This is a genomic window from Methylobacterium longum, assembly GCF_022179385.1.
Classification (GTDB): domain Bacteria; phylum Pseudomonadota; class Alphaproteobacteria; order Rhizobiales; family Beijerinckiaceae; genus Methylobacterium; species Methylobacterium longum.
In genome coordinates, this window is sequence record NZ_BPQS01000023.1 from 41,917 (window position 1) to 62,018 (window position 20,102).

Below are 20,102 nucleotides of genomic sequence, written 5' to 3' on the forward strand. Positions count from 1 at the left end.
TCGGCCGTCAGTACGCGCCCTCGTCGGGGATGTTCAGGAGGTTGCCGCACGCCTTGCAGTGCACCGCGTCCGGCTCGTGGCGCTGCAGCCCGCAGGCGTCGCAGGGGAAGCGCACCTTGTAGGGGCGGAACACCACCTGCGCGAGGCGGAAGAACAGCGTCACCCCGCAGATCATCACGAACACCGACAGCAGGCGGCCCGTCGGCCCCGGCAGCGTGATGTCGCCGTAGCCGGTCGTCGTCAGCGACGTGACCGTGAAGTACAGGGCGTCGACCGGCGTCTGGATCGCCGGGTTGGAGCCGTGCTGCGTGGCGTAGACGATGCCGGTCATCGTGAACACGAACACCACGAGGTTGGTCGCGGCCAGGATCGCGTCCTCGTTGCGGCGGAACAGCTCGCTGTCCTGCCGCAGCCGCTCCAGCAGATGGTAGGTGCGCAGGAGGCGCAGCGTGCGCAGGATCCGCAGGAACCCGACGCCCTCGACGAGCACGGGGGCGAGGAACGAGGCGACGGCCACGAGGTCCGTCCAGGTGCTCAGGTGCCGGAACTCGCGCAGCGGCGCGCGACTGATGCTGAGGCGGGCGGCGAAGTCGAGGAGGACGCACAGGCCAAGCGCCAGGTCGCAGGCGACGATCCAGGCCATCAGCGGCAGGAACGAGGTGACGATCACGAAGGCGACCGTCGCCACGTCGAACACGAGCAGGGCGTAGCGGAAGCGGTGGGCGCGCGGCGTGTCCCCCTCGTAGAACTCGCGCAGCGTCGCTGTCAGCGTCGTCATCGGTCGTCAGTCCATTCGGGGCGGAGCTCAGGAGCCCTGCGTCAGCACGGGCCCGCCCACGGTACCCTCGGCATCGCCCGTCAACCACGACAGCAGCAGCAGGATCATCGCTGCGAGCAGCAGGACGCCGGTAAGGGCGAGGACGAGATCGGACAAGCGACCTTCGAGGGCGCCGGGACGACGCCTGGGAACTTGACGGCGCAGAGGGCTTCACCTGGTTGGGGGGCGACGGTGGAGGCGGCCGTGCCCCGGGGCGCGGCGACGGCCGGCCTCGGCTCAGCGGTGGGCCGGACTCTGCGGAGCGAGCCGCAGCACCAGCGCCCCGGCGGCCATGCAGGCGAGCGAGCCGAAGAGCACGCCGACCTTGGTCTCGGCCTCCAGATCCGGCCGGTGGGCGAAGGCCAGCAGGCCGATGAACAGGCTCATCGTGAAGCCGACCCCGCACAGGATGGCGACGCCGTAGACCTGCGCCCACGTCGCACCGCTCGGCCGCTGCGCCCAGCCGAGGCGCACGGTCGCGAGCACGAAGCCGAACACGCCGAGCTGCTGGCCGAGGAACAGGCCGAGCCCCACGCCCAGCGTCACCGGATCGAGCAGGATCGCCGGCCTGAACCCGGCGAAGGACACGCCGGCATTGGCGAAGCCGAACACCGGCAGGATCAGGAACGCCGTCCAGGGGCTCACGGCATGTTCGAGGATGTGCAGCGGTGAGGTCGGATCGTCCGGCCTGCCGACGCTCAGCCGGAGCGGCACCGCCAGGGCGAGCAGGACGCCCGCGATGGTGGCGTGCACGCCCGACAAGAGCGTGAACACCCAGAGCACCGCCCCGAGGGCGAGGTAGGGCCACAGGCGGCTGACGCCGGCCTTGTTGAGCCCGTACAGCGCCGCCAGGGTCACGGCCGCGCCGCCGAGCATCGGCAGCGACAGGTCTGCGGTGTAGAACACGGCGATGATGATCACCGCGCCGAGGTCGTCGATGATGGCGAGCGCCGTCAGGAACACCTTCAGCGACACCGGCACGCGCGAGCCGAGGAGCGCCAGCACGCCCAGCGCGAAGGCGATGTCGGTGGCGGCCGGGATGGCCCAGCCCCGCAGGGTCTCGGGCGAGTGGCGGTTGACGGCGGCGTAGACGAGGGCCGGCAGGATCATGCCGCCCAGCGCGGCCACGCCCGGCAGGATGCGGTCGGGCCAGGTGCGCAGGCGCCCGTCGAGCAGCTCGCGCTTGATCTCCAGGCCGACGAGCAGGAAGAACACGGCCATCAGGCCGTCGTTGATCCAGTGCAGGACCGAGAGCGGGCCGACATGGGCCTGAAGCGCGGCGAAATAGGTGTCGGCGAGCGGCGAGTTGGCGACGGCGAGCGCCAACGCAGCGCTGGCCATCAGGACGAGGCCGCCGCCGGCGCCGCTCGTGAGCAGGGCGCGCAGGGACGACAGGGGACGAGGGGGGCGGGAGGGCACGCGCACGGACTCCATGCCGCTGGCGGCCCGACCAGCGCAGAGACCTGCCGATCCGACCGACCGGACCGCGCACCCGGGGGCGCTATCGCATCGTTCGGCCGCCCCGGCAACCGACACGCGCGCAGCCAAGGCCCGGAGCCTCGGGCGAGCTCAGGGCGATCGAGCGCCACGGGCACGCCCGCGCTGAGACCGTTCGGCCGCGGTCACCGCGTGGGCGGCCCGGCCTGCGCCCTTCGCGGGCGACCCGGGGCCGTTTCCGCGGGCGCTTCTCCGATGGCGTGACGGGGAGAACAACGTACCACTTGGAACGGTGCGGAAGCTGCGCCGTTCCTCGACTCCGGTCGCTGTCAACTCCGACCTCCGGCCGGCAACAACGAAGTGAGGACGCCCATGAAGAAGTCTCTGTTCGCCGCCGCCATCCTGGCAACCCTGGGTGTCGCTTCCGTCGCTCCGGCATCCGCCGCTCCCGGCATGATCGGCGCGGTCGATGCCCCCGTCGCGGTCACCGAGGTCCGGATGGACGGCATGCACGGTCATCGTGGCCATGGCCGCATGATGCGCCACCACCACATGCGCGGTCACATGATGCGTCATCACCGCGGACATCACATGATGCGCCACCATCGCGGTCACATGATGGGACACCACCGCGGTCACCGCATGTGATCGAAGATCCCCGGCCCGCGATGGCCGGGTGACGGCTCGGGAGGCCGGGAAGGATACGTCAGGCGTGTCCTTCCCGTCGTCCGTTCGGGATCCCGGGCGCCGACGAGCAGGCTGACGGGCCGGTAGCGCGGGCCGGAGAGTTCGTGCGGGCTGTCCGCGTGCGGGCCGTCCGCGCGCGGTGCGACACGCGCTCTTCCGGTCCGCGATCGTGAGACGTCCGGCGAGGCCGCCGGACCCCAATGCGAAGACCGGGCTTCCGATCAGCGATGCTCGGCGGCGTCGCCGCGCGGGGCGCCCGCGCAGGAGGTCAGCGTCACCGGATCGGCCTCCGGCCCGACGAAGACGCTCATCGGCTGGCAGGCGCCCTGCAGGCACACGGACCAGTCCGCCGTCGCGCCCGAGCGCCGCAGCACGACCTCCCTGAGGGGAGCCAGGCGCGGGACCCAGGTCCAGGCGCCGTTCACCCAATGTGCATCGAGAGCAGGCTCCATGCCGGCGCCCGAACCCCTGACGCGGCTCGCGGTGATCGTCAGCCCGGCCGGGGTGTCCGCCCAGTCCTCCTCCCAGACGATCTTCTCGACCGAGTGGGACCAGCGCAGCGTGATGGCCGGCACGCTCAGCGGGACCACCACGCTCGCGGCGAGGAGGCAGATCATGCCGGGCGCGTCGCGACCCGGCGCAACCGCCAGACGTGCGCGCCGACGGCGGCAGCCCCGAGCAGGAATCCGGCCTGGTCGGTCAGCGGCAGCGCGACCACGAGGAGAAGGGCGCCGAGGAAGGCCGCCGCCCGCTCCCACAGGCGCATCGGTCCGCGCAGGAAGCCGCTCGTGGCCGCGCCCCACAGGAACACCGCGGCGGCGGCCTTCACGCACATGTAGGCGACGGCGGCCGCGAAGGCGGGGCCCCCGATCCCGGTGGTGTTCTGCGCCATCAGCGCCGGATCGTAGACGGCCATGTAGGGGACCACGAAGCCGGGCAGCGCGATCCGGATCGCCTCCAGGCTGATCTTGAAGCCGCTCTCGCGCGCGATCGGCGCCGCCGCGAAGCAGGCGAGCGCGACGGGTGGCGTCAGGTCCGCCATGATGCCGAAGTAGAACACGAACATGTGGCTGACGATCAGCGGCACGCCCAGCGTCAGGAGCGAGGGCGCCGCGAGCGATGAGGTGATGATGTAATTGGGGATCGTCGGGATGCCCATGCCGAGGATCAGGCTCACCACCATCGTCAGGACGAGGGAGGCGACGAGCGAGTTCTGGCCGACCGACACGACGTAGTTGCCGAAGATCGTCCCGACGCCGGTCAGCGTCATCGTGCCGATGACGAGGCCGACGACCGCGCAGGCCAGACCGACCGGAAGGGCTTGCCGGGCGCCGTCGGCGAGGGCGTTGCGACAGGCGACGAGGGTGTCGCGCCCGCCGCGGGTGAGCAGGCTGGCGGCCACCATGACCAGGACGAGCGCCAGGACGAGCATGACGCCGACCCAGAGTGCCCCGGCGGCGATCAGGCCGAGCGTGACGTAGAAGATCGAGCGGACAGCCTCGCGGCCGAAGCCGAGGGCGATGGTGCCGCCCAGGATCAGGGTCACCGTGAGCGCGAGCCCGACCGAGCCCGCGAAGAGCGGCGTGTAGCCCGCGAAGAGCAGGTAGACGAGGACGGCGAGCGGCAGGATGAGGAACCAGCGCTCGCGCAACGCCGCCTTGGCGCTCGGCAGCTCGCCGCGCGGCAGCCCCACGAGGCCGCGCCGGCCGGCCTCGAAATGCACGGCCAGGAAGGCGGAGAGGTAGTAGAGAAGGGCCGGGATGATCGCCGCCTTGACGATCTCGACGTAGGGCACGTCGATCGTCTCGGCCATGATGAAGGCCACCGCGCCCATCACGGGCGGCATGATCTGCCCGCCCATGGAGGCGGTCGCCTCGACGCCGCCCGCGAAGGCGGGCTTGTAGCCGAAGCGTTTCATCAGCGGGATGGTGAACTGGCCGACCGCCACGACGTTGGCGACGCCGGACCCCGAGATCGTGCCCATGAGCGCGGAGGAGAACACCGCGACCTTGGCGGGACCGCCCCTTGCCGAGCCGAACAGGCTCATGGCGATGTCGGTGAACAGCGCGATCATGCCGGCGCGCTCGAGGAAGGCGCCGAAGAGAACGAACAGGAAGATGTAGGTCGACGACACGTAGACGGGCGTGCCGTAGATGCCCTCCGTCCCGAAGGCCATGTGCTCGACCACCTGCTCGAGGCCGTAGCCGCGATGGTTGAGCGGCGCCGGCAGGTACTGGCCGAGCAGGCAATAGGCGAGGAACGTGCCGGCCACGATGACGAGCGCCGGCCCCATGATGCGGGCGACGAGGTAGAACAGCAGCGCGATCAGGGCGAGCCCGACATAGAGGTCGGCATCCGTGAGTTCGCCCGCGCGCGCCACGAGGTCGTCGTAGAAGGCCCACTGGTAGGCCCCGATCAGGAAGCCGGCGACGGCGAGCGCCCAGCCCAGACTCCGCGTCGCCCGCGTGCGCGACCGGTGGTTCGCCAGGAGGCCGCCGCCGACCAGGCACAGGAAGCCGACGTGGAGCGTGCGGACCGCTTGGCTCGGCAGCCCGCCGGGGAACTTGGTGACGAGGCCGACGGTGATCGCCAGCGTCACGACGGCGAACAGCCCGTCCAGCACCGGTCGCCGCCGCGCGGCGGCCCAGCCGACGAAGAGCGCGCCGGCCGCCAGGGCCGCCCAGGCGAGGGCAAGGGGTGTGACGCCGAACGCGATCGTGCGGTCGAGCGGAACGCCGAAGGCGGTCACGATCTGGAAGGTCGAGAAAGCCACAGCAAGCCAGAACAGGAGGCGCCCCGGCCAGCCGGCCCCGAAATTCTCCGGCAGCCCGTGCTCGGGATTCTGCAGCTCAGCTTGGTCGACCCGCTCGTTCATGGGCTGCCTTCCGAAAGCGGGCCAACCCATTCCCCAGGTTCGCCCCCGACGCATCGTGATCGCACGGTCTGCTCCGCACGTATCAGGGGACGGATACGCCCTTCTCCTTGAGGTAGCGGGCGGCGCCTGGATGGAGCGGCAGCGGCATACCTTCCGCAGCCCTGTTGACGTCAATCCCCTTCGCGGCCGAGTGCGCGGCCTGCAACTCGGGCAGGCTCTCATACACCGCCTTCGTCATCCTGTAGACGAGGTCGTCCGAGAGGTCGGCGCGGGTCACGAGGTAGTTGACAACCGCCCCCGTTTCCACGGCCTCGGCCTGTCCCTCGTAGGTATTCGCCGGGATCAATTGCTTGACGAAGGGTGCGCCCGCCTTGTCGACCACCGCCGCCGGTATGGCGACAACCGTGATGGGTGTCGCATTCGCCAGATCGCGAATGGAGGAGACGCCGAGACCGGCCGATTGCAGCGTCGCGTCGAGCTGACGGTTCTTCATGAGTTCGACGGATTCACCGAACGGCAGGTACTCGACCTTGCCGAGATCCTTGTAGCTCAGCCCGGCGGCCTCCAGGATCGCGCGCGCATTCAGCTCCGTGCCCGACTTGGGGGCGCCGACGGAGAGGCGCTTGCCCTTCAGGTCCGCCAACGTCCGGATGCCGGACTCCTTGGAGGCGACGATCTGGACGTAGTTCGGGTAGATCGCGGTGACCCCGCGCAGCTTGTCGAGCTTGCGCCGGAAGCCCGCTTCCTCATCGCCCTTCCATCCGGCGGCCAAGCTGTCGCCGAGCGTGAACGCGAGTTCGCCCTTGCCGGCCTGGACCAGGTTGAGGTTCTCGACGGAGGCCTTGGTGGCCTGAACGGACGGGCGGGTCCCCGGAAGCTTCTCGGTGAAGATCTTCGAGAGCGCGACACCCATCGGGTAGTACACGCCTGAGGTTCCACCCGTGAGGATGGCGATGAAATCGTCGGCGCGCGCAGGGACGGCGAGGCTCAGGAAGGCGGATGCGCCGAGGGCGAGCCCGGCGAGGCGTTTCGGCAGACCTGACATGAGCCCTCCCATATTCTGTTGCCGCCTTGAAGCAGATCTGACCCTCTGCGTCGATGCGCAATCCATCGATCCGTCCGATGTCCACGTCCCGAACGTGGTCGAGAGCGTCTGAACCGCCCGGATGGACCCAAAGCCGCCGACGGGTGCTGGTCTGCCGCCTCGGGAATGCGGCATGCCGCGATCCCTGCGCGCTCCGCACGCCGTTCTGCCGTCTCGCGCAGAGATTTGTGCAAGTTCGAGCGCGAAATAATTGCCAAGACAATCTGAAATCTTGCCGAAGACGGACAGGACTTCATTTGCGCGTCATCATGTGAAGAACTTCCGGCGCGGACCTGTCCTGTCGGTGTGGCCGGATTCCCGAGGGTTCCGGCGAGGCCCTGGCCTGCACGACATCGGCGAGGCGGCGGTCCGGGGGCTCGGTCGATCGCCGCGGTGGCGGGCACCGGGCGGGTCGGAGCGAAGGCTGGATGCCCTCATGGGCGCCCTCGCGCGCGCCCTCATGGGCGCTCTCATGGGCGCGGAGCGACAGCGGCTTGCCCCCGGTCGTGGCCGCCCACCTCGAGGCAGGCGGCGGACGCGGGCTCGTCCCGCGACGCGTCAGAGCTTCACGCCCTCGAGGTAGCCGCGGTTCCAGGTCGGGCTGATGAGGATCTCGTTGACGCACACGCTCGCCGGCATCCGCGCCACGAACAGGATCGTCTCGGCGAGATCCTCCGATTGCAGCATCCGCCCTTTGTCCTCCGCCGTCACGGGAACCGGCCGCTTGTCGAGCAGCGGTGTCGCGACCTCGCCGGGACAGATGCAGCAGGACCGGATCCCGTGTCGGCATTCCTCCTGGTTGAGGCTCTCCGAGAGCGCCACCAGCCCGTGCTTGGCTGCCGAGTAGGCTGGTCCCGTCAGGGTGGACACGTAGCGGCCGGCCCAGGACGAGACCTGGATGATCAGGCCGCTCCGCTGGGCGCGCATCGTCGGCAGCACGGCCCGCGACGCGTAGAAGGGACCGTTGAGGTTCACGCCGACCACGGCGTCGATGCCGGCCGGCCCGATCTCGCTCCAGCTTCGCTGGGGCACGTTGAGGCCGGCCGAATTCACCAGCAGGTCGCAGCGGCGGTAGGCGGCCTGGACCGCCTCCCAGGCCCTCTGCACGTCGTCGGCGACGCCCATGTCGGCGGGGGCGACCAGCGCCTCCCCGCCCGCCGCGCGGATCGCTTCCGCGGTGCCCTCCAGGGCCTCCCGGCCGCGCCCCGTGAGCGCGAGGCGAACCCCGGCCTTCGCCAGCGACACTGCGGCCGCTCGTCCGATGCCGGACCCGGCGCCCGTCACCCAGGCGACCTGTCCCTCGATGTCCCGCAGCATGTCGGTCTATCTCAGCGGTTTCTACGGCTTGCCGACGAGCGGGCAGCCGCCCTCCGCCAGGGGCCGGAAGGCCTGATCGGCCGGGATGGTGTCGAGGAGCTTGTAGAGGTCCCACGCGCCCTTCGACTCGGACGGCGCCTTCACCTCGAACAGGTACATCGGGTGCACCTTGCGCCCGTCCGCCCGGATCGTACCCTTGCCGAACAGCGGGTCGTCCGTCGGGTTGGCCTTCATCCAGGCCATCGTCGCCTGCGGGTCGGTCGATTTCGTCGCCGCCACAGCCTTCAGGTAGTGCAGGAGGCCGGAATAGACGCCCGCCTGGTTCATCGTCGGCATGTTGTTGCCGTGGCGCTTGGCGAACCGCTCGGAGAACGCCCGGGTCTCCGGATTGAGGTCCCAGTAGAACGATTCCGTGAGCACCAGCCCCTGCGCGGTCTGGAGGCCGAGAGCGTGCACGTCGATGGCGTAGATCAGCAGCGCGGCGAGCTTCTGGCCGCCCTCGGTCAGCCCGAACTCATGCGCCTGCTTGACCGCATTGATCGTGTCGCCGCCGGCATTGGCCAGCCCCACCACCTTCGCCCCCGAGGCCTGCGCCTGCAGGAGGAACGAGGAGACGTCGGTGGCGGGGAACGGGACGCGGGCGGCGCCCAGCACCCGCCCGCCGCCCGTCCCGATCACGTCCGTGGCCTGTTCCTGGAGGGAGAGGCCGAACGCGTAGTCGGCGGTGAGGAAGTACCACGTGTCGCCCCCGCGCTTGAGCAGGGCGCCGGCCGTCCCGTGCGCCAGGGCGTAGGTGTCGTAGGTCCATTGGATCGTGTTCGGCGAGCATTGCTTGCCGGTCAGCTCCGTGGTCCCGGCACCGGAATCGATGAAGACCTTGTTCTTCTCGCGCGTGATCTGGCTCACCGCCAGCGCCACCGAGGAGGTCGGTACGTCGAGGATCGCGTCGACGCCGTCGCGGTCGTACCATTGGCGGGCAACGGCGGCGCCGATATCGGGCTTGTTCTGGTGGTCGGCCGAGACGACCTCGACCTGCACGGCCCCGTTCGTCTTGGCGAAGTCCTCGACCGCCATCTGCGCGGCGACCAGTGAACCCTTGCCGCCGGTATCGGCGTAGACGCCCGACATGTCGTTGAGGACGCCGACCTTGACGCGGATCGGCTGGGCGGATGCCGGCCAAGCCAGGGCGGTGAGGCTGATCGCCGCCGAGAGCAGGCAGCACCGGATCAACGCCATGGCGGTTCTCACTCCCGGATTGATTATCGTTGGAGCCAGGAGGGCACGGCCCGCATCCCAGCGTCAAGCGCCGTTCCCCAGTGCCGCCGGGCGCCGGCGCCAAACCGTCAGGCACGCGACGCGGTGGGCATCGAGGGCTCCGACGAACCAGCGCGCCCCGCCTCCATGCGGGCTGTCGGGCTCGCCCATCGCCCCGGGCGAGCATCGCGCCCGGGCCGCCGCTCCGGTCCCGGGGCGCGGTCAGCCGGTCCGCGCCGCCCGTGCCGCGTGCGACGGTTCGCCCGGATCGGCGGTGACGTAGGTGAACCTGTCGCGGCCGTCGGTCTGCTGCCCGGACAGGCGCTCCAGGCCGGCGACGGCGTCCCGGTGGCCGGCCGCCCAGCGGTCGCGGATCGACGAGGGCGAGAAGTCGAAGCTCTTGGCGGCGAGCTGGTCGGCGCCCGCCTGATAGACGAGGTGCAGCAGCGTCACCGCCGGACCGGCCGGATCGAGCTGCTGCCGCAGCGCGTACTCGCGCTTCAGGGCGGCGATCGCCCGGCGCGGCGCGCTGCCGAAGATGAGGTCGTTCGCGCGCTCCAGCACCGCGTCGAGGGAGGCCGGGCGCGGCGCCCGCGGGCTGAACAGGTCCGAGGCGATGCAGAGCAGGTCCCGCGCGGGCTCGGTGGCGAAGATCGGGTCGAGCGGCAGGTTGTTCGTGTATCCGGCGTCGCACAGCACGCGCCCGTCCACCTCCACCGGCGGGAAGGCGGGCAGGATCGCGGTGCTGGCGAGGATGTGCTCGGCCCGGATCGTCTCGCGGGCGGTGTCGAAATAGACCTCCTCGCCGGTCTCGATATCGACGCAGCCGATCGACAGGCGCGTGTCGCCCCGGTTCAGGCGCTCGAAGTCGATGAGGCGGTTCAGGGTCTGGAGCAGGGGGGCGTTGTCGAACAGGGCCACGTCGTCCGGGACCCACGGCAGCGCCGACCACGCGCCGGGCAGGCGGTGGCGGAAGATGTTCGGCCGCCCCCAGAGCAGGGCCATCAGGGCGTGCAGGCCGTTGTAGATCTGGCGCGGCTTGAGCAGCCCGGTGGGATCCAGCGCGGGGCCCAGCGTCGCCTCCTGCCAGAAGCGGTGGAGCTGGGCGACCCTGTCGCCGGGGGCGTTGCCCGCGATGATCGCGGCGGTCACGGCGCCGATGGAGGCGCCGACGACCCAGTCGGGTCGGAGTCCCTGGGCGTGGAGCGCCTCGTAGGCACCGGCATGGTAGGCGCCGACGGCGTTGCCGCCGGCGAAGACCAGGGCGAGATCGCGCGCGTGTTCCGTCATCCCGGCTTTCAGGTTCGAAGGCTCTCGAAGCCCGTAATCGAGCCGATGCGGGCCGGTTCCCGCGGCCGGCGCGCGGAGTGGTTGGCCCGCTCGGGCCTGAGCGAAGGTAGCGGCGTCCGCGGGCCGGCCCCGGTTCGGCCGCTCGGCCGCGCTGGGGCGGATCGCCGGGTGATCAGGCGCGGCCCGCCTTGGCTTCGCCGCCGTCCACCTCCTCTTCGGTGGGGAGTTCGCAGCGGTTGTGGATGGCGGTGGCGGCCACCGCGCCGTGGCCCATGGCCACCACGATCTGGTCGAGGCCGCGGACGACGCCGCCGGCCGCGTACAGGCCGGGCACCGTCGTGCGGTTGTGCTCGTCGACGATGAGCGCGCCGGTTGCGTCGTGGGCGGCGCCGAGCGCCACCGCGAGGTCGGAGCGGATGGTCAGGCCCAGGGCCGAGTAGAGCACCGCGAAACGGTGCTCGGCCCCGTCGGCCGTGCGCAGCACCGTGATCCGTGCCCCCTCGACGTCGAGGCCGACGACGGGGTCGTGGACCACCGCGATGCCATGCCGGGCGATGCGCGCGGCCTCGCCCGCGTCGAGGACCATGCCCTGGCCCAGGGTCATCAGCGTCACGTCCCGGGCGTAGGTGCGCGCGATGAAGACCGCTTCGCCCAGCCCCCGGTCGCCGTGGCCGATCACGGCGATGCGCTTGCCCCGCGCCTCGTAGCCGTCGCAGATCGGGCAGTAGCGCACGAGCCCGCGGCGCACCGCGTCGGGCAGGCCGGGAAAGCCGGGCTCGACGTCGTCGGCGCCGCTCGCGAGCAGGACGCGACGGGCCCGGACCTCGCCCGGTAGGCCTCCGGTCTCCAGGCTGGCGAGGAAGCCGCCCTTCTCCTTGCTCAGGGCCGTGACGGTCCCGTGCGCCACGGATCCGCCGTAGCGGGCGACGTGCGCCCGCTGGCGGGCCAGCATCTCCGTGCCCGAGATGCCCTCCGCGAAGGCGGGGACGTTATGGCTCTTCGGGATCCGGGACGCCCGGGACTGCCCCGCATCCACGACCAGGAACCGGCGCTCGAACCGGGCGAGGTAGAGGGCGGCGGTCAGGCCCGCCGGGCCGCCGCCGACGACCAGGCAGTCCAGCGGCTCGTCCGCCATCGTGGACTCGAACCCGGACATCCATCCCTATCCCGAACGGCCGGCGATCCCGGCCCGGCGGCGACCCCCGCCGGGTCCGGAACACGCGCTGCGCACCCGCCGGCCCTGCGGCTCGTCGGGGCCCCTCGTCCCGCGCGCGCTCATTGCGGCGGCAGCGGCGACGGGATGAGGAAGAAGTAGATCGCGAACGCCGCGAGCGCCGCGAACAGGAGCGCCGCCGCGATCAGGCCGTAGCGGTTCGTCCGGACTGGAGCGGGCTTCATGTCCCCCGGTTGCATCGTGGACTCCTCGATTGCGCGATCACGCCGATCGGGCCCCTGACCCGGCCCTGTGGAGCGCACGCGGGCCCGGCGTCGCGGAAAAAACGGGGGAACGCCGGGGGCTTGCACCCGCGGCGCTGTGGCGATGGCAACGTCGGCTCGCTCACCTGTGAGCCCGCCGGGCGGTCACCGCCCCTTCTGCGGGAGCGGATCGCGGGCTTCCTTGACGGCCTCCCGGCAGCTCCGGTCACCCTCGGCGTTCAGATCGACCGCGCGCTGCACGGCCCGCCCTCCTCGGCGAGGGCCGCCGCCGGGATCAGGCGGAGCGTCGTGAGGGCTACGGACCCGAAGAACCGGTTGAGCCGTCGCATGCAGGTATCCTTCCGATGGGCGGGATGTCCTCCGGTGAACCGGGGACGAACCGACTTGTTCGGTGGCGCGCCTCCCCCCCGGCGCGACCGGGCGACACAGGGCCGTCGCCGTTCGGCAACGTCGCCGTTCGGCAACGGTGAGGCTCGTCCGCCCGCGAGGCGCGCGCGTCGCGTTGACCTGCCGCGGGTCCGGAGACTAGATCATCCGATGCGCAGGCTCGACGACCGACCGGCTCGACGCCGCGCGGTCATCGCCGTGACCGCGCTCTACGCGCTGCTGCTCCAGGCCTTCCTCGTCACGCTGGCGCCCGCCGCCCCTCTGGCCGGCGCGCCGGGCGTGATCTGTGCGGAGCATGGCGGCGCGCCGGCCGACGACGGCCTCCCCTGCCAGCAGCATCCCTGCTGCATCCTGACCCAGGCGGCGCAGCCCCTGACCGCCGTCGCGTCCGCGCCGGTCGAGGGGGTGGCGGCGCCGCCGCGCCGGGCGACCGTGCTGGCCTGGAGGCCGACCGCGGCGCTCGGCCCCCGCGCCCCGCCCGACCCCGCCGTCAGCCCCCGAGGTCCGCCGACCGCCTGACCGATCCGTTCCCCGATCGCTCAGACCCGGACCACCCATGTCGATCTCGCTTCAGGGCAGCACCCGTTCCTTCAGGGCGGCGGCTGCGGCGCGCACGTCCCGCGACGCGGTCTACCGCGCCGTCTGGCGCTGGCACTTCTACGCCGGGCTGGCCTGCCTGCCGTTCCTGATCTCGCTCTCGGCAACAGGCGCGCTGTACCTGTTCCAGCCCGAGATCAACGCCACCGCGTTCGCCTACCGGACCCGGGTCGCCGCGCCGTCCACGGCGCCGCTCGGCCCCGACCGCCTGATCTTCAACGCCGCGCAGGCCGTGCCCGGGGGCACGCCGGTCGCCTACACCGACCCCGCCGACGCGACCGCCTCGGCGATGGTCACCCTGGCGGACGGCGCCCGCAGGATCCTCGTCTACCTCGATCCCTACACCGGCAGCGTGCTCGACCGGGTCGACCGGGACGGCGAGTTCTTCATGGTGCTGCGGCGCCTCCACAGCCTCGCCTATTTCGGGCCCTGGGCCAACGCGGTGATCGAGATCGTCGCGGGCTTCGCCATCATCCTCGTGGCGACGGGCCTCTATCTCTGGTGGCCGCGCGGCCAGGACGGCGGCGTGGTCACGATCCGCGGCACCCCGCAGCGGCGCGTCTGGTGGCGGGACCTGCACGCGGTGACCGGGCTCGCGGCCGGCGGCGGCCTGTTCTTCCTGGCGCTGACCGGCCTGCCCTGGTCGATCTGGTGGGGCGACCAGTTCAGGGCCTGGACCAACGCGGCCGGGCTCGGCCAACCGGCGGCCCTGTGGGCGGGCAAGCCGGTCTCGAACGTGCCCCTGGGCGAGATGCTCACCACGGCGGGCTGGACCCTGCAGGACGCGCCCGTGCCGAAATCGGAGGGCGCCGGAAGCGCCCCGGGGATCGGCATCGACGGCGCCGCGGCGATCCTGGCACGCCTCGGGATGCCGCGCGGCTATGAGCTGTCGCTGCCGGTCGGCCCGACCGGCGTCTTCGCGGCCGCCTATCCCCGCGACGTGAACCGGCAGCGGATGATCTCCCTTGACCAGTACACCGGCAAGGCGCTGGTCGACGTGCACTTCGCCGATATCGGCCCGGTCGCCCGGGCGGTGCAATACGGGATCGGCATCCACAAGGGCGAGCATTGGGGCCGCGTGAACCAGCTCGCCATGCTGGCTTTCTGCCTCGCCACCATCCTCCTCGCCGTCACCGCCGGGACGATGTGGTGGAAGCGGCGGCCGGCCGGTCGCCTGGGGGTGCCGCCCCCGCCGCGCGACCGGCGCGCCGCCGCGACCGTGACGGGGATCGTCCTCGGCCTCGGCGTCCTGTTCCCCCTGACCGGCCTCGCGATCCTGATCATGCTCGGCTTCGATCTGGCGGCCGGACGCACCTTCCGGACGCGGACGGCCTGACCGCGGCGGTACGGGAGCGGCTCCCGTGGTCACCCGCATGCGCTCGGTCGGATCGGCACGCAGGCTCGGCGCCGGCCTGATCCTGCTCGCCCTGTGGCTGCAGCTGCTGGCGCCCGCGGCGGGCGTGCTGACGCGCGTCCGGCAGGCGGAGGCCGCGGCTGCGGACGCGCTGATCCACGCGATCCTCTGCGGCCGGGATCAAGGGCCCGACGGCGCGGCCGACCTTCACGCCGGCCTTCACGCCGACACCCCGGCGGACCATGCCGCGTGCGACCGCTGCCCCCTGTGCCGCTGCACGGCGGCTGCCCCGCTCCCCGTGATTCCGGACGCGGTGGCGGGCCGGCTCGTCTGGCGGCGCGTCACCTGGCCGATCCCGCCGCCGATCCCCGGCATCCGGCCGGCGCGAAACGCCGTCCAAGCCCGCGCACCTCCCGAGACCGTCTGAGTGCAGCCCCGCCCGGGCCGCCCGGCGCACCGCGCCCGGCCCATCCGCGTTCAGACGAGACCCGAGATCATGTCCGCCCCCCGTTTCCGCAGACCCCGGCGCGTCCTCGCCCTGGCCCTCGCCGCGAGCCCGCTGATCCCCGCCGCCGCACAGGCGCAGCAGAGCGTAACCCTGGAGGAGCTGTCCGTCGTCGGCGCGGGGGGCGGTCCCGTCGCGGACCCGCGGGGCGCGGCGACGCCCGGGGTCGCCGCGCCGGTGCCGGCCGCCCCGACCCCAGTCGCCGCGCCCGTCGGGCAGGTGAACAGCAGAATCGGCCGTGGGGACGTCATCGACGACCGCCCCGCGGTCAACATTGCGGATGTCGCCCGCAACAGTCCGGGCGTCACCGTACGCCAGGGCAACGGCCCCCGGGATGTCATCATCTCGGTCCGCGGCAACAACGCCCGCGCCACCGGCGTGTCGCGCAACTTCGTCGTGCTGGAGGACGGCTTCCCGGTCACCCAGGCGGACGGATCGTCGCGCTTCGACATCACCGACCCCCGCGCCTACGGCAGCCTCGACGTGTTCCGCGGCCCCCAATCGGCGCTGTTCGGCAATTACGCCAGCGGCGGCGCGCTCGTGTTCGACACCCGCCGGGGCGCGGCGGTGAACGGCTTCGAGTACGGCGTCGACGCCGGCAGCTTCGGCTACCTCAACAACTACGCCACGGTGGGCGGCATCAGCGGACCGTTCGAGCTCAGCCTGTTCACCAGCGACTCCCGCGGCAACGGCTTCGCGGGCCATTCCTCGTTCAACACCCAGACGATCAACCTCCTCGGCACGTATACGCCGACGCCGGACAACCGCTTCACCCTGAAGATCATCAACAACGAGTTCCAGGCGAACCTGCCGGGCCGCTCCTCGCTGCTCCAGTTCTACCAGAACCCCTACCAGCGCGGCTGCGCGTCGGCGCTGACCGCGGCCGCCGGCTGCGTGACCTACGCCCTGCCGGTCAACGGCCGGAACGGCGCCACCGCGCCGGTCACGGCCGACGAGGGCGGCTTCTTCCGCGGCGACCGGCGCACCATCGTGGGCGGCCGCTACGAGCACGACTTCGACGCATACACGACGTGGCGCACGCAGCTCGTCTTCGACGACCGCAACATCAACCAGCCCTTCTATACGACATCGGCGCGCGGCGACTTCCCGGGCTTCAACGTCCTCTCCGACGTGACCCGGCGCGGCGACCTGTTCGGGATGCCGATGACCGGCTACGTGGCCCTGGCCTACAACACCCTCGACTCGAACTCGCTCACCTATGTCCGCGCGCCCTACGGCGGTGCCAGGCTCGGGGCCCTCAACGCCAACTTGGCCGCAACGCAGGACAATCTCGGCGGGCGGGCGCGGGTCGAACTGCTGCTGTCGGACCGGTGGACCGCGACCGCCGGCATCGGCGCCGAGACCACCGCCATCACCGGCCGCAACATCACGTACGGCTACCCGACGGCCGGCGGGGTGACGGTCGCCAGCGCCACTCTCGACCGCAGCTTCCTCAACGTCGCGCCCGAGTTCTCCCTGACCTACCGGCCCGACGAGGCGTGGCGCCTCCTCGGCCGCGTCGCCGCCGGCTACGCGACCCCCTCGGCCTCGAACCTGACCGTGACCCCGGCCGGCGTGCCGGGCAACAACACCCAGATCCAGACCCAGGAGAATCTCGGCTTCGACCTCGGCGCGTCCTGGGCGCCGCTGCCCGAGCTGCAGTTCTCCGTCACCGGCTTCTACGAGTTCTTCCGCAACGAGCTGATCGCGCAATCGCCCGGCGCGGGTCTCCTGAGTTACACGTTCAACGCCCCGGCCTCGGAGCACCGGGGTGTCGAGATCGGCGCCACCTGGGCGTCGCCGGCGGGCTGGCGGGCGACGCTGGCCTACACGCACGACGACCAGATCTTCACGAACTACACCGAGCAGCTCAGCGCCGGAACGCGCACGGCCCGGTTCAACCGCGCGGGCAACCAGATCCCCGGCGTGCCGGCCGACGCGGCGCTAGCGCGCTTCGGCTACGAGCAGACCACGGGCCCGTGGGCGGGCCTGGGCGCCTTCGTCGAGGCGGTCTACCAGAGCGATTTCTACCTCGACAACGCCAACCTTCTGAAGGCGCCGGGCTTCACGGTCGTGAACCTCAACCTGCACTACGACCGGGTCCTCCCCGGCGGGGCCGCGGTGGGCTTCGCCAAGCGGCTGAGCCTGTACGTCGAGGTGCGCAACGTGTTCGACCGGGTCTACACCAACGCGGCGCAGAACCTCGCCGACTCGATCAGCGGCACGACCGGCCTGCAGAACGGCGCGGGCGTGCTGGCGGCGACCACCGGCTCGATCTTCGCCGGTGCGCCGCGCAACGTCGTTGGCGGGATGAAGCTGGCCTTCTGACCGCCCCGTCCGCCCCTGCCCGTCCACCCTCGCCCGTCCACCCTCGCCCGAACGCAGACGCATCCTCCGGAGAGAACCATGAGATCCACGACGACCCGCACCCTCGCCCGCGCGACCTTCGGCCTGGCCGCCCTGCTCGCCGCCGCAAACGCGGCGCCCGCCGCGGAGGTCGCCGCCGGCACCCTCAAGATCGTGCAGCCCTGGTCGCGCGCCACGCCCAACGGCGCCCAGGTCGCGGGCGGCTACGTCGCCGTGACCAACACGGGCACCGAGCCCGATACGCTGACCGGGGCTACGTTCGAGAATGCCGGCCGGGCCGAGCTGCATTCCATGTCGATGGAGGGCGGGGTGATGAAGATGGCCCCCGTCGAGGGCGGCCTCGTGATCAAGCCCGGCGAGACGGTCACGCTCAAGCCCGGCGGCTACCACCTGATGTTCCTGGACCTGAGGAGCCCGCTCAAGAAGGGCGAGACCGTCAAGGGCACGCTGACCTTCGCCAAGGCCGGCAGCGTGCCGGTGGCGTTCGCCGTCGAGGGCATCGCCGCGAAGGCGCCCGGCGCGGCCGAGATGGACCACGGCGATGCGGGGCATGGTGGCGGAGGGCATGGCGGCGCGGAGCATGGCGGCCACGCACACTGACCCGGCCGCACCGCTCCGATGCGCGTCTCATTCCGACATGAGGCGCGAGCGGAACGCCGTGTCGGACGGGGCGCCGGAAAAGACCGGACCGAGGCGCGCCTCGGCCAGCGCGTAGCCAGCGGCCCGGCGCCGCTCCACTGTCCGGGCCGAAAAGTCGCGCAGGCCGTTCTCGTCATCGAAGCCCGCTTCACCGGGCGGGCCGTGGTCCTGGAAGTCGATGTCGAGGATGTCGACGAGCTTCAGCCGGGCGAACCGCTCGACCTGCGCTCCGAGCGCCGGGGGGAGCGGGCGGCCCTCCGCTTCCGCGAGGGCGGCGAGGGCGTCGATCGTCCGGAGCATCCCGTTGACGCGCTCGGCCGCCGCCCGGTCCTGCCGCAGGCGGTTGCCGAAGCTCAGTTCATGCACCCGGTCCAGGACTTGGCCCATGTTGGCCGGCCGGTTCGCCCGCAGGGGATACAGGTTCATCACGACGAGCAGGCGCTCCGTCGCGGGGTCGGCCGACAGGGCATCGATGGCGTCGCCGAGCGGCGTGTTGTCGACGAGGCCACCATCCCAGTATCGGCGCCCGTCGATGATCGTCCAGGGAAATTGCGGCGCGAGGCTGCCGCTCGCCAGCACGTGCTCCGGCCCGATCGTGACGGCCCGATCCTCGGCCCTGCAGGAACCCGCGTCCCGCACCGGCGGACAGGCCCCCGCGGCGTTCCGGAAGCGCGTGAGCCGGCCGGTCTCCACGTCGACCGCCGTGACCACGAAGGCCGTCCGGCTCCCGTTCAGGGCCTCGAAATCGACGTGCCTGTTCAGTGTGCCGAGGAGCGGCCTGGTGTCGTACAGGGCGGTCCAGGCCAGGATGTCCCAGACATCCGCCCGCGGCCCGTAGAACCCGGGCAGTCCGAAGAGGGCGAGGTCCCGCGCGACGGCCGGCGGCGTGAGCGGCGGCACGTGGAGCGTCAGGTCCGCCCAGAGGCCGCTCAACCGCCTGCGCGCATCCGCGAGCGACGTCGATCCGACGAGGCAGGCCGCGGTGATGGCGCCGATGGACACGCCGGTCACGCCGCGCAGCGCGACCGCGTGCCCCTCCGACCGCGCCGCCTCGATGCGGTCGATGAGCGCCGTCACGGCACCCCACTCGTAGGCCCCGAGGGCACCGCCGCCCTGGAGAACGAGACCGATCTCGATCCTGCGATGACCCGGATCCGCCATGTGCCGACCGCCCCGCCGTCCGGTGCTGATTCGTTTCCGCGCGATGGTACATGGGCCGGGCCGGGCCGCCGGGCTGCAGGGCAGCGTCCGGAGCGACAGGAAGCGCCCGGCGCGTCGGGAGCGCCGGGTCTCACGATGGCGCGAGACCCGCCCCGTGCCGACGCCCGTCGGGCCGGCACGGGCTTGCGTCCGCGCTCATGATTAGATTTATTCCAATCTGCGATGGTGGACGACGAGCGAACGCGGGCGTGGCGCGCCCTGACACCGGCGCAGCAGGCGATGCTGCGCCGGCTGGATCGGGAGGGCACCCTCCTGTCCGTCGCGCCCTGGGAGATGCGCACGGTGCGGTCCCTGCTGGTGCGCGGCCTCGTCAGGCCCCGGCGCTCCGGGCGCGCCGATGTCGGCCTCTGGTTCCTGAGCGCGAAGGGCAGCCGGCTCCTGCCAAGCGCCGAAACGAAGGCCCGCGCCGCCCGAGGACCGCGCGAGGACCCTCGCCCCGATCCTCGCCCCGATCGCCAACTCCCCGAAGGCGCCGCTCCCTGACGGGGCGCGCCGCGCCTTCGGGGAGACCGCCGCGGCGGTTCAGCCCTTCTTGCCCTGCTTGAAGCTCTGGATGGCCCCCTGGCAGCCCGGCGAGAGCTTCGCCATGTTTTTCTCGAAGCACGCCTGCGTCTCGGGACCATCCTCGGGGGGAAGGTCGCCGCAGAACGTCGTGAAGTCCCCCATACACTGCTGCTGCAGGGCCGCCTTGTCGTCGGCGCTCATGGGGGCCGCCAGGGCGGGCCCGGCGAAGGTCGCCAGGAGGGCGACGGTGGTCAGAAGGCGTGTCGGCATGTTGTGCTCCGGGGCATTCGGCCAGCCCGAGATCAAAGACGGACGCGGCGGAAACGGTTG

The 20,102-nt window shown here is 71.8% G+C and carries 20 protein-coding genes; 7 read left to right on the top strand and 13 right to left on the bottom strand.

Annotation, left to right across the window (positions count from 1 at the left end):
• Positions 1-7: 7 nt before the first annotated feature.
• The 3 genes from MFF58_RS19120 to nhaA all read right to left on the bottom strand — a co-directional run bounded on the left by MFF58_RS19120 (position 8) and on the right by nhaA (position 2,251).
• Entirely contained in the window at positions 8-778 is a 771-nt protein-coding gene (locus MFF58_RS19120) for a potassium channel family protein (protein ID WP_238290427.1), read from the bottom strand.
• 27 nt (positions 779-805) lie between these two features.
• Positions 806-934: a hypothetical protein gene (locus MFF58_RS32300; RefSeq protein ID WP_279602988.1), complete on the bottom strand. Its 129-nt coding sequence runs from the start codon at positions 932-934 to the stop codon at positions 806-808.
• A gap of 120 nt (positions 935-1,054) precedes the next feature.
• The gene (nhaA, locus tag MFF58_RS19125) at positions 1,055-2,251 is read right to left on the bottom strand and encodes a Na+/H+ antiporter NhaA (RefSeq protein ID WP_238290428.1); all 1,197 of its coding nucleotides are present in this window, start codon (positions 2,249-2,251) and stop codon (positions 1,055-1,057) included.
• A gap of 375 nt (positions 2,252-2,626) precedes the next feature.
• Between nhaA and MFF58_RS19130 the strand changes: the two genes are divergently transcribed.
• Positions 2,627-2,902: a hypothetical protein gene (locus MFF58_RS19130; RefSeq protein WP_238290429.1), complete on the top strand. Its 276-nt coding sequence runs from the start codon at positions 2,627-2,629 to the stop codon at positions 2,900-2,902.
• A gap of 260 nt (positions 2,903-3,162) precedes the next feature.
• Here MFF58_RS19130 and MFF58_RS19135 read toward each other — a convergent pair whose 3' ends face one another.
• The 8 genes from MFF58_RS19135 to MFF58_RS19170 form a co-directional block, all read right to left on the bottom strand.
• Positions 3,163-3,558 carry a DUF1850 domain-containing protein gene (locus tag MFF58_RS19135; RefSeq protein ID WP_238290430.1) on the bottom strand — a complete coding sequence of 132 codons (396 nt, stop codon included), beginning with the start codon at positions 3,556-3,558 and terminating at the stop codon, positions 3,163-3,165.
• On the bottom strand, positions 3,555-5,816 hold the full coding sequence (locus tag MFF58_RS19140; RefSeq protein ID WP_238290432.1) for a TRAP transporter permease: 2,262 nt from the start codon (positions 5,814-5,816) through the stop codon (positions 3,555-3,557). The genes MFF58_RS19135 and MFF58_RS19140 overlap by 4 nt, the downstream gene beginning before the upstream one ends.
• Positions 5,817-5,898: 82 nt before the next feature.
• Positions 5,899-6,861: a TAXI family TRAP transporter solute-binding subunit gene (locus MFF58_RS19145; protein WP_238290433.1), complete on the bottom strand. Its 963-nt coding sequence runs from the start codon at positions 6,859-6,861 to the stop codon at positions 5,899-5,901.
• 597 nt (positions 6,862-7,458) lie between these two features.
• Positions 7,459-8,217, bottom strand: coding sequence for an SDR family oxidoreductase (locus tag MFF58_RS19150; protein WP_238290434.1), 759 nt, complete (start codon positions 8,215-8,217; stop codon positions 7,459-7,461).
• A 21-nt stretch (positions 8,218-8,238) separates the two neighbouring features.
• Positions 8,239-9,453 (bottom strand): ABC transporter substrate-binding protein, encoded by a 1,215-nt coding sequence (locus tag MFF58_RS19155; RefSeq protein WP_238290435.1) that lies wholly within the window; start codon positions 9,451-9,453, stop codon positions 8,239-8,241.
• 240 nt (positions 9,454-9,693) lie between these two features.
• On the bottom strand, positions 9,694-10,761 hold the full coding sequence (locus MFF58_RS19160; protein WP_238290436.1) for a patatin-like phospholipase family protein: 1,068 nt from the start codon (positions 10,759-10,761) through the stop codon (positions 9,694-9,696).
• Positions 10,762-10,933: 172 nt separating this feature from the next.
• The gene (locus MFF58_RS19165; RefSeq protein ID WP_238290437.1) at positions 10,934-11,917 is read right to left on the bottom strand and encodes an NAD(P)/FAD-dependent oxidoreductase; all 984 of its coding nucleotides are present in this window, start codon (positions 11,915-11,917) and stop codon (positions 10,934-10,936) included.
• Between the two features lie 119 nt (positions 11,918-12,036).
• Positions 12,037-12,174 (bottom strand): hypothetical protein, encoded by a 138-nt coding sequence (locus tag MFF58_RS19170; protein ID WP_238290438.1) that lies wholly within the window; start codon positions 12,172-12,174, stop codon positions 12,037-12,039.
• A 561-nt stretch (positions 12,175-12,735) separates the two neighbouring features.
• Between MFF58_RS19170 and MFF58_RS19175 the strand changes: the two genes are divergently transcribed.
• The 5 genes from MFF58_RS19175 (at position 12,736) to MFF58_RS19195 (ending at position 18,008) form a co-directional block, all read left to right on the top strand.
• Positions 12,736-13,104, top strand: a complete 369-nt coding sequence (locus MFF58_RS19175; protein WP_238290439.1) for a hypothetical protein — start codon at positions 12,736-12,738, stop codon at positions 13,102-13,104.
• 37 nt (positions 13,105-13,141) lie between these two features.
• Positions 13,142-14,518: a PepSY-associated TM helix domain-containing protein gene (locus MFF58_RS19180; protein WP_238290440.1), complete on the top strand. Its 1,377-nt coding sequence runs from the start codon at positions 13,142-13,144 to the stop codon at positions 14,516-14,518.
• A gap of 25 nt (positions 14,519-14,543) precedes the next feature.
• A complete protein-coding gene (locus MFF58_RS19185; protein WP_238290442.1) occupies positions 14,544-14,963 on the top strand; it encodes a DUF2946 family protein in 420 nt (139 codons plus the stop codon).
• Positions 14,964-15,032: 69 nt separating this feature from the next.
• Positions 15,033-17,369 carry a TonB-dependent receptor family protein gene (locus MFF58_RS19190; protein WP_238290443.1) on the top strand — a complete coding sequence of 779 codons (2,337 nt, stop codon included), beginning with the start codon at positions 15,033-15,035 and terminating at the stop codon, positions 17,367-17,369.
• Positions 17,370-17,447: 78 nt separating this feature from the next.
• Positions 17,448-18,008 carry a copper chaperone PCu(A)C gene (locus MFF58_RS19195; RefSeq protein ID WP_238290444.1) on the top strand — a complete coding sequence of 187 codons (561 nt, stop codon included), beginning with the start codon at positions 17,448-17,450 and terminating at the stop codon, positions 18,006-18,008.
• Between the two features lie 27 nt (positions 18,009-18,035).
• Here MFF58_RS19195 and MFF58_RS19200 read toward each other — a convergent pair whose 3' ends face one another.
• Positions 18,036-19,208: a patatin-like phospholipase family protein gene (locus MFF58_RS19200; protein ID WP_238290445.1), complete on the bottom strand. Its 1,173-nt coding sequence runs from the start codon at positions 19,206-19,208 to the stop codon at positions 18,036-18,038.
• Positions 19,209-19,430: 222 nt separating this feature from the next.
• Here MFF58_RS19200 and MFF58_RS19205 point away from each other — a divergent pair, with 222 nt between their 5' ends.
• Positions 19,431-19,751 carry a hypothetical protein gene (locus MFF58_RS19205; protein ID WP_238290446.1) on the top strand — a complete coding sequence of 107 codons (321 nt, stop codon included), beginning with the start codon at positions 19,431-19,433 and terminating at the stop codon, positions 19,749-19,751.
• 39 nt (positions 19,752-19,790) lie between these two features.
• Here MFF58_RS19205 and MFF58_RS19210 read toward each other — a convergent pair whose 3' ends face one another.
• Entirely contained in the window at positions 19,791-20,042 is a 252-nt protein-coding gene (locus MFF58_RS19210; RefSeq protein WP_238290447.1) for a hypothetical protein, read from the bottom strand.
• Positions 20,043-20,102 lie beyond the last annotated feature (60 nt).

Bases quoted from the DNA above. Each gene is read 5' to 3' on its own strand.
- MFF58_RS19205 (WP_238290446.1), top strand. From the start codon at position 19,431: ATGGTGGACGACGAGCGAACGCGGGCGTGGCGCGCCCTGACACCGGCG.
- MFF58_RS19170 (WP_238290438.1), bottom strand. From the start codon at position 12,174: ATGCAACCGGGGGACATGAAGCCCGCTCCAGTCCGGACGAACCGCTAC.
- MFF58_RS19160 (WP_238290436.1), bottom strand. From the start codon at position 10,761: ATGACGGAACACGCGCGCGATCTCGCCCTGGTCTTCGCCGGCGGCAAC.
- MFF58_RS19155 (WP_238290435.1), bottom strand. From the start codon at position 9,453: ATGGCGTTGATCCGGTGCTGCCTGCTCTCGGCGGCGATCAGCCTCACC.
- MFF58_RS19135 (WP_238290430.1), bottom strand. From the start codon at position 3,558: ATGATCTGCCTCCTCGCCGCGAGCGTGGTGGTCCCGCTGAGCGTGCCG.
- nhaA (WP_238290428.1), bottom strand. From the start codon at position 2,251: ATGGAGTCCGTGCGCGTGCCCTCCCGCCCCCCTCGTCCCCTGTCGTCC.
- MFF58_RS19200 (WP_238290445.1), bottom strand. From the start codon at position 19,208: ATGGCGGATCCGGGTCATCGCAGGATCGAGATCGGTCTCGTTCTCCAG.
- MFF58_RS19150 (WP_238290434.1), bottom strand. From the start codon at position 8,217: ATGCTGCGGGACATCGAGGGACAGGTCGCCTGGGTGACGGGCGCCGGG.
- MFF58_RS19175 (WP_238290439.1), top strand. From the start codon at position 12,736: ATGCGCAGGCTCGACGACCGACCGGCTCGACGCCGCGCGGTCATCGCC.
- MFF58_RS19165 (WP_238290437.1), bottom strand. From the start codon at position 11,917: ATGTCCGGGTTCGAGTCCACGATGGCGGACGAGCCGCTGGACTGCCTG.
- MFF58_RS19120 (WP_238290427.1), bottom strand. From the start codon at position 778: ATGACGACGCTGACAGCGACGCTGCGCGAGTTCTACGAGGGGGACACG.
- MFF58_RS19130 (WP_238290429.1), top strand. From the start codon at position 2,627: ATGAAGAAGTCTCTGTTCGCCGCCGCCATCCTGGCAACCCTGGGTGTC.
- MFF58_RS19210 (WP_238290447.1), bottom strand. From the start codon at position 20,042: ATGCCGACACGCCTTCTGACCACCGTCGCCCTCCTGGCGACCTTCGCC.
- MFF58_RS19145 (WP_238290433.1), bottom strand. From the start codon at position 6,861: ATGTCAGGTCTGCCGAAACGCCTCGCCGGGCTCGCCCTCGGCGCATCC.
- MFF58_RS19180 (WP_238290440.1), top strand. From the start codon at position 13,142: ATGTCGATCTCGCTTCAGGGCAGCACCCGTTCCTTCAGGGCGGCGGCT.
- MFF58_RS19140 (WP_238290432.1), bottom strand. From the start codon at position 5,816: ATGAACGAGCGGGTCGACCAAGCTGAGCTGCAGAATCCCGAGCACGGG.
- MFF58_RS19190 (WP_238290443.1), top strand. From the start codon at position 15,033: ATGTCCGCCCCCCGTTTCCGCAGACCCCGGCGCGTCCTCGCCCTGGCC.
- MFF58_RS19195 (WP_238290444.1), top strand. From the start codon at position 17,448: ATGAGATCCACGACGACCCGCACCCTCGCCCGCGCGACCTTCGGCCTG.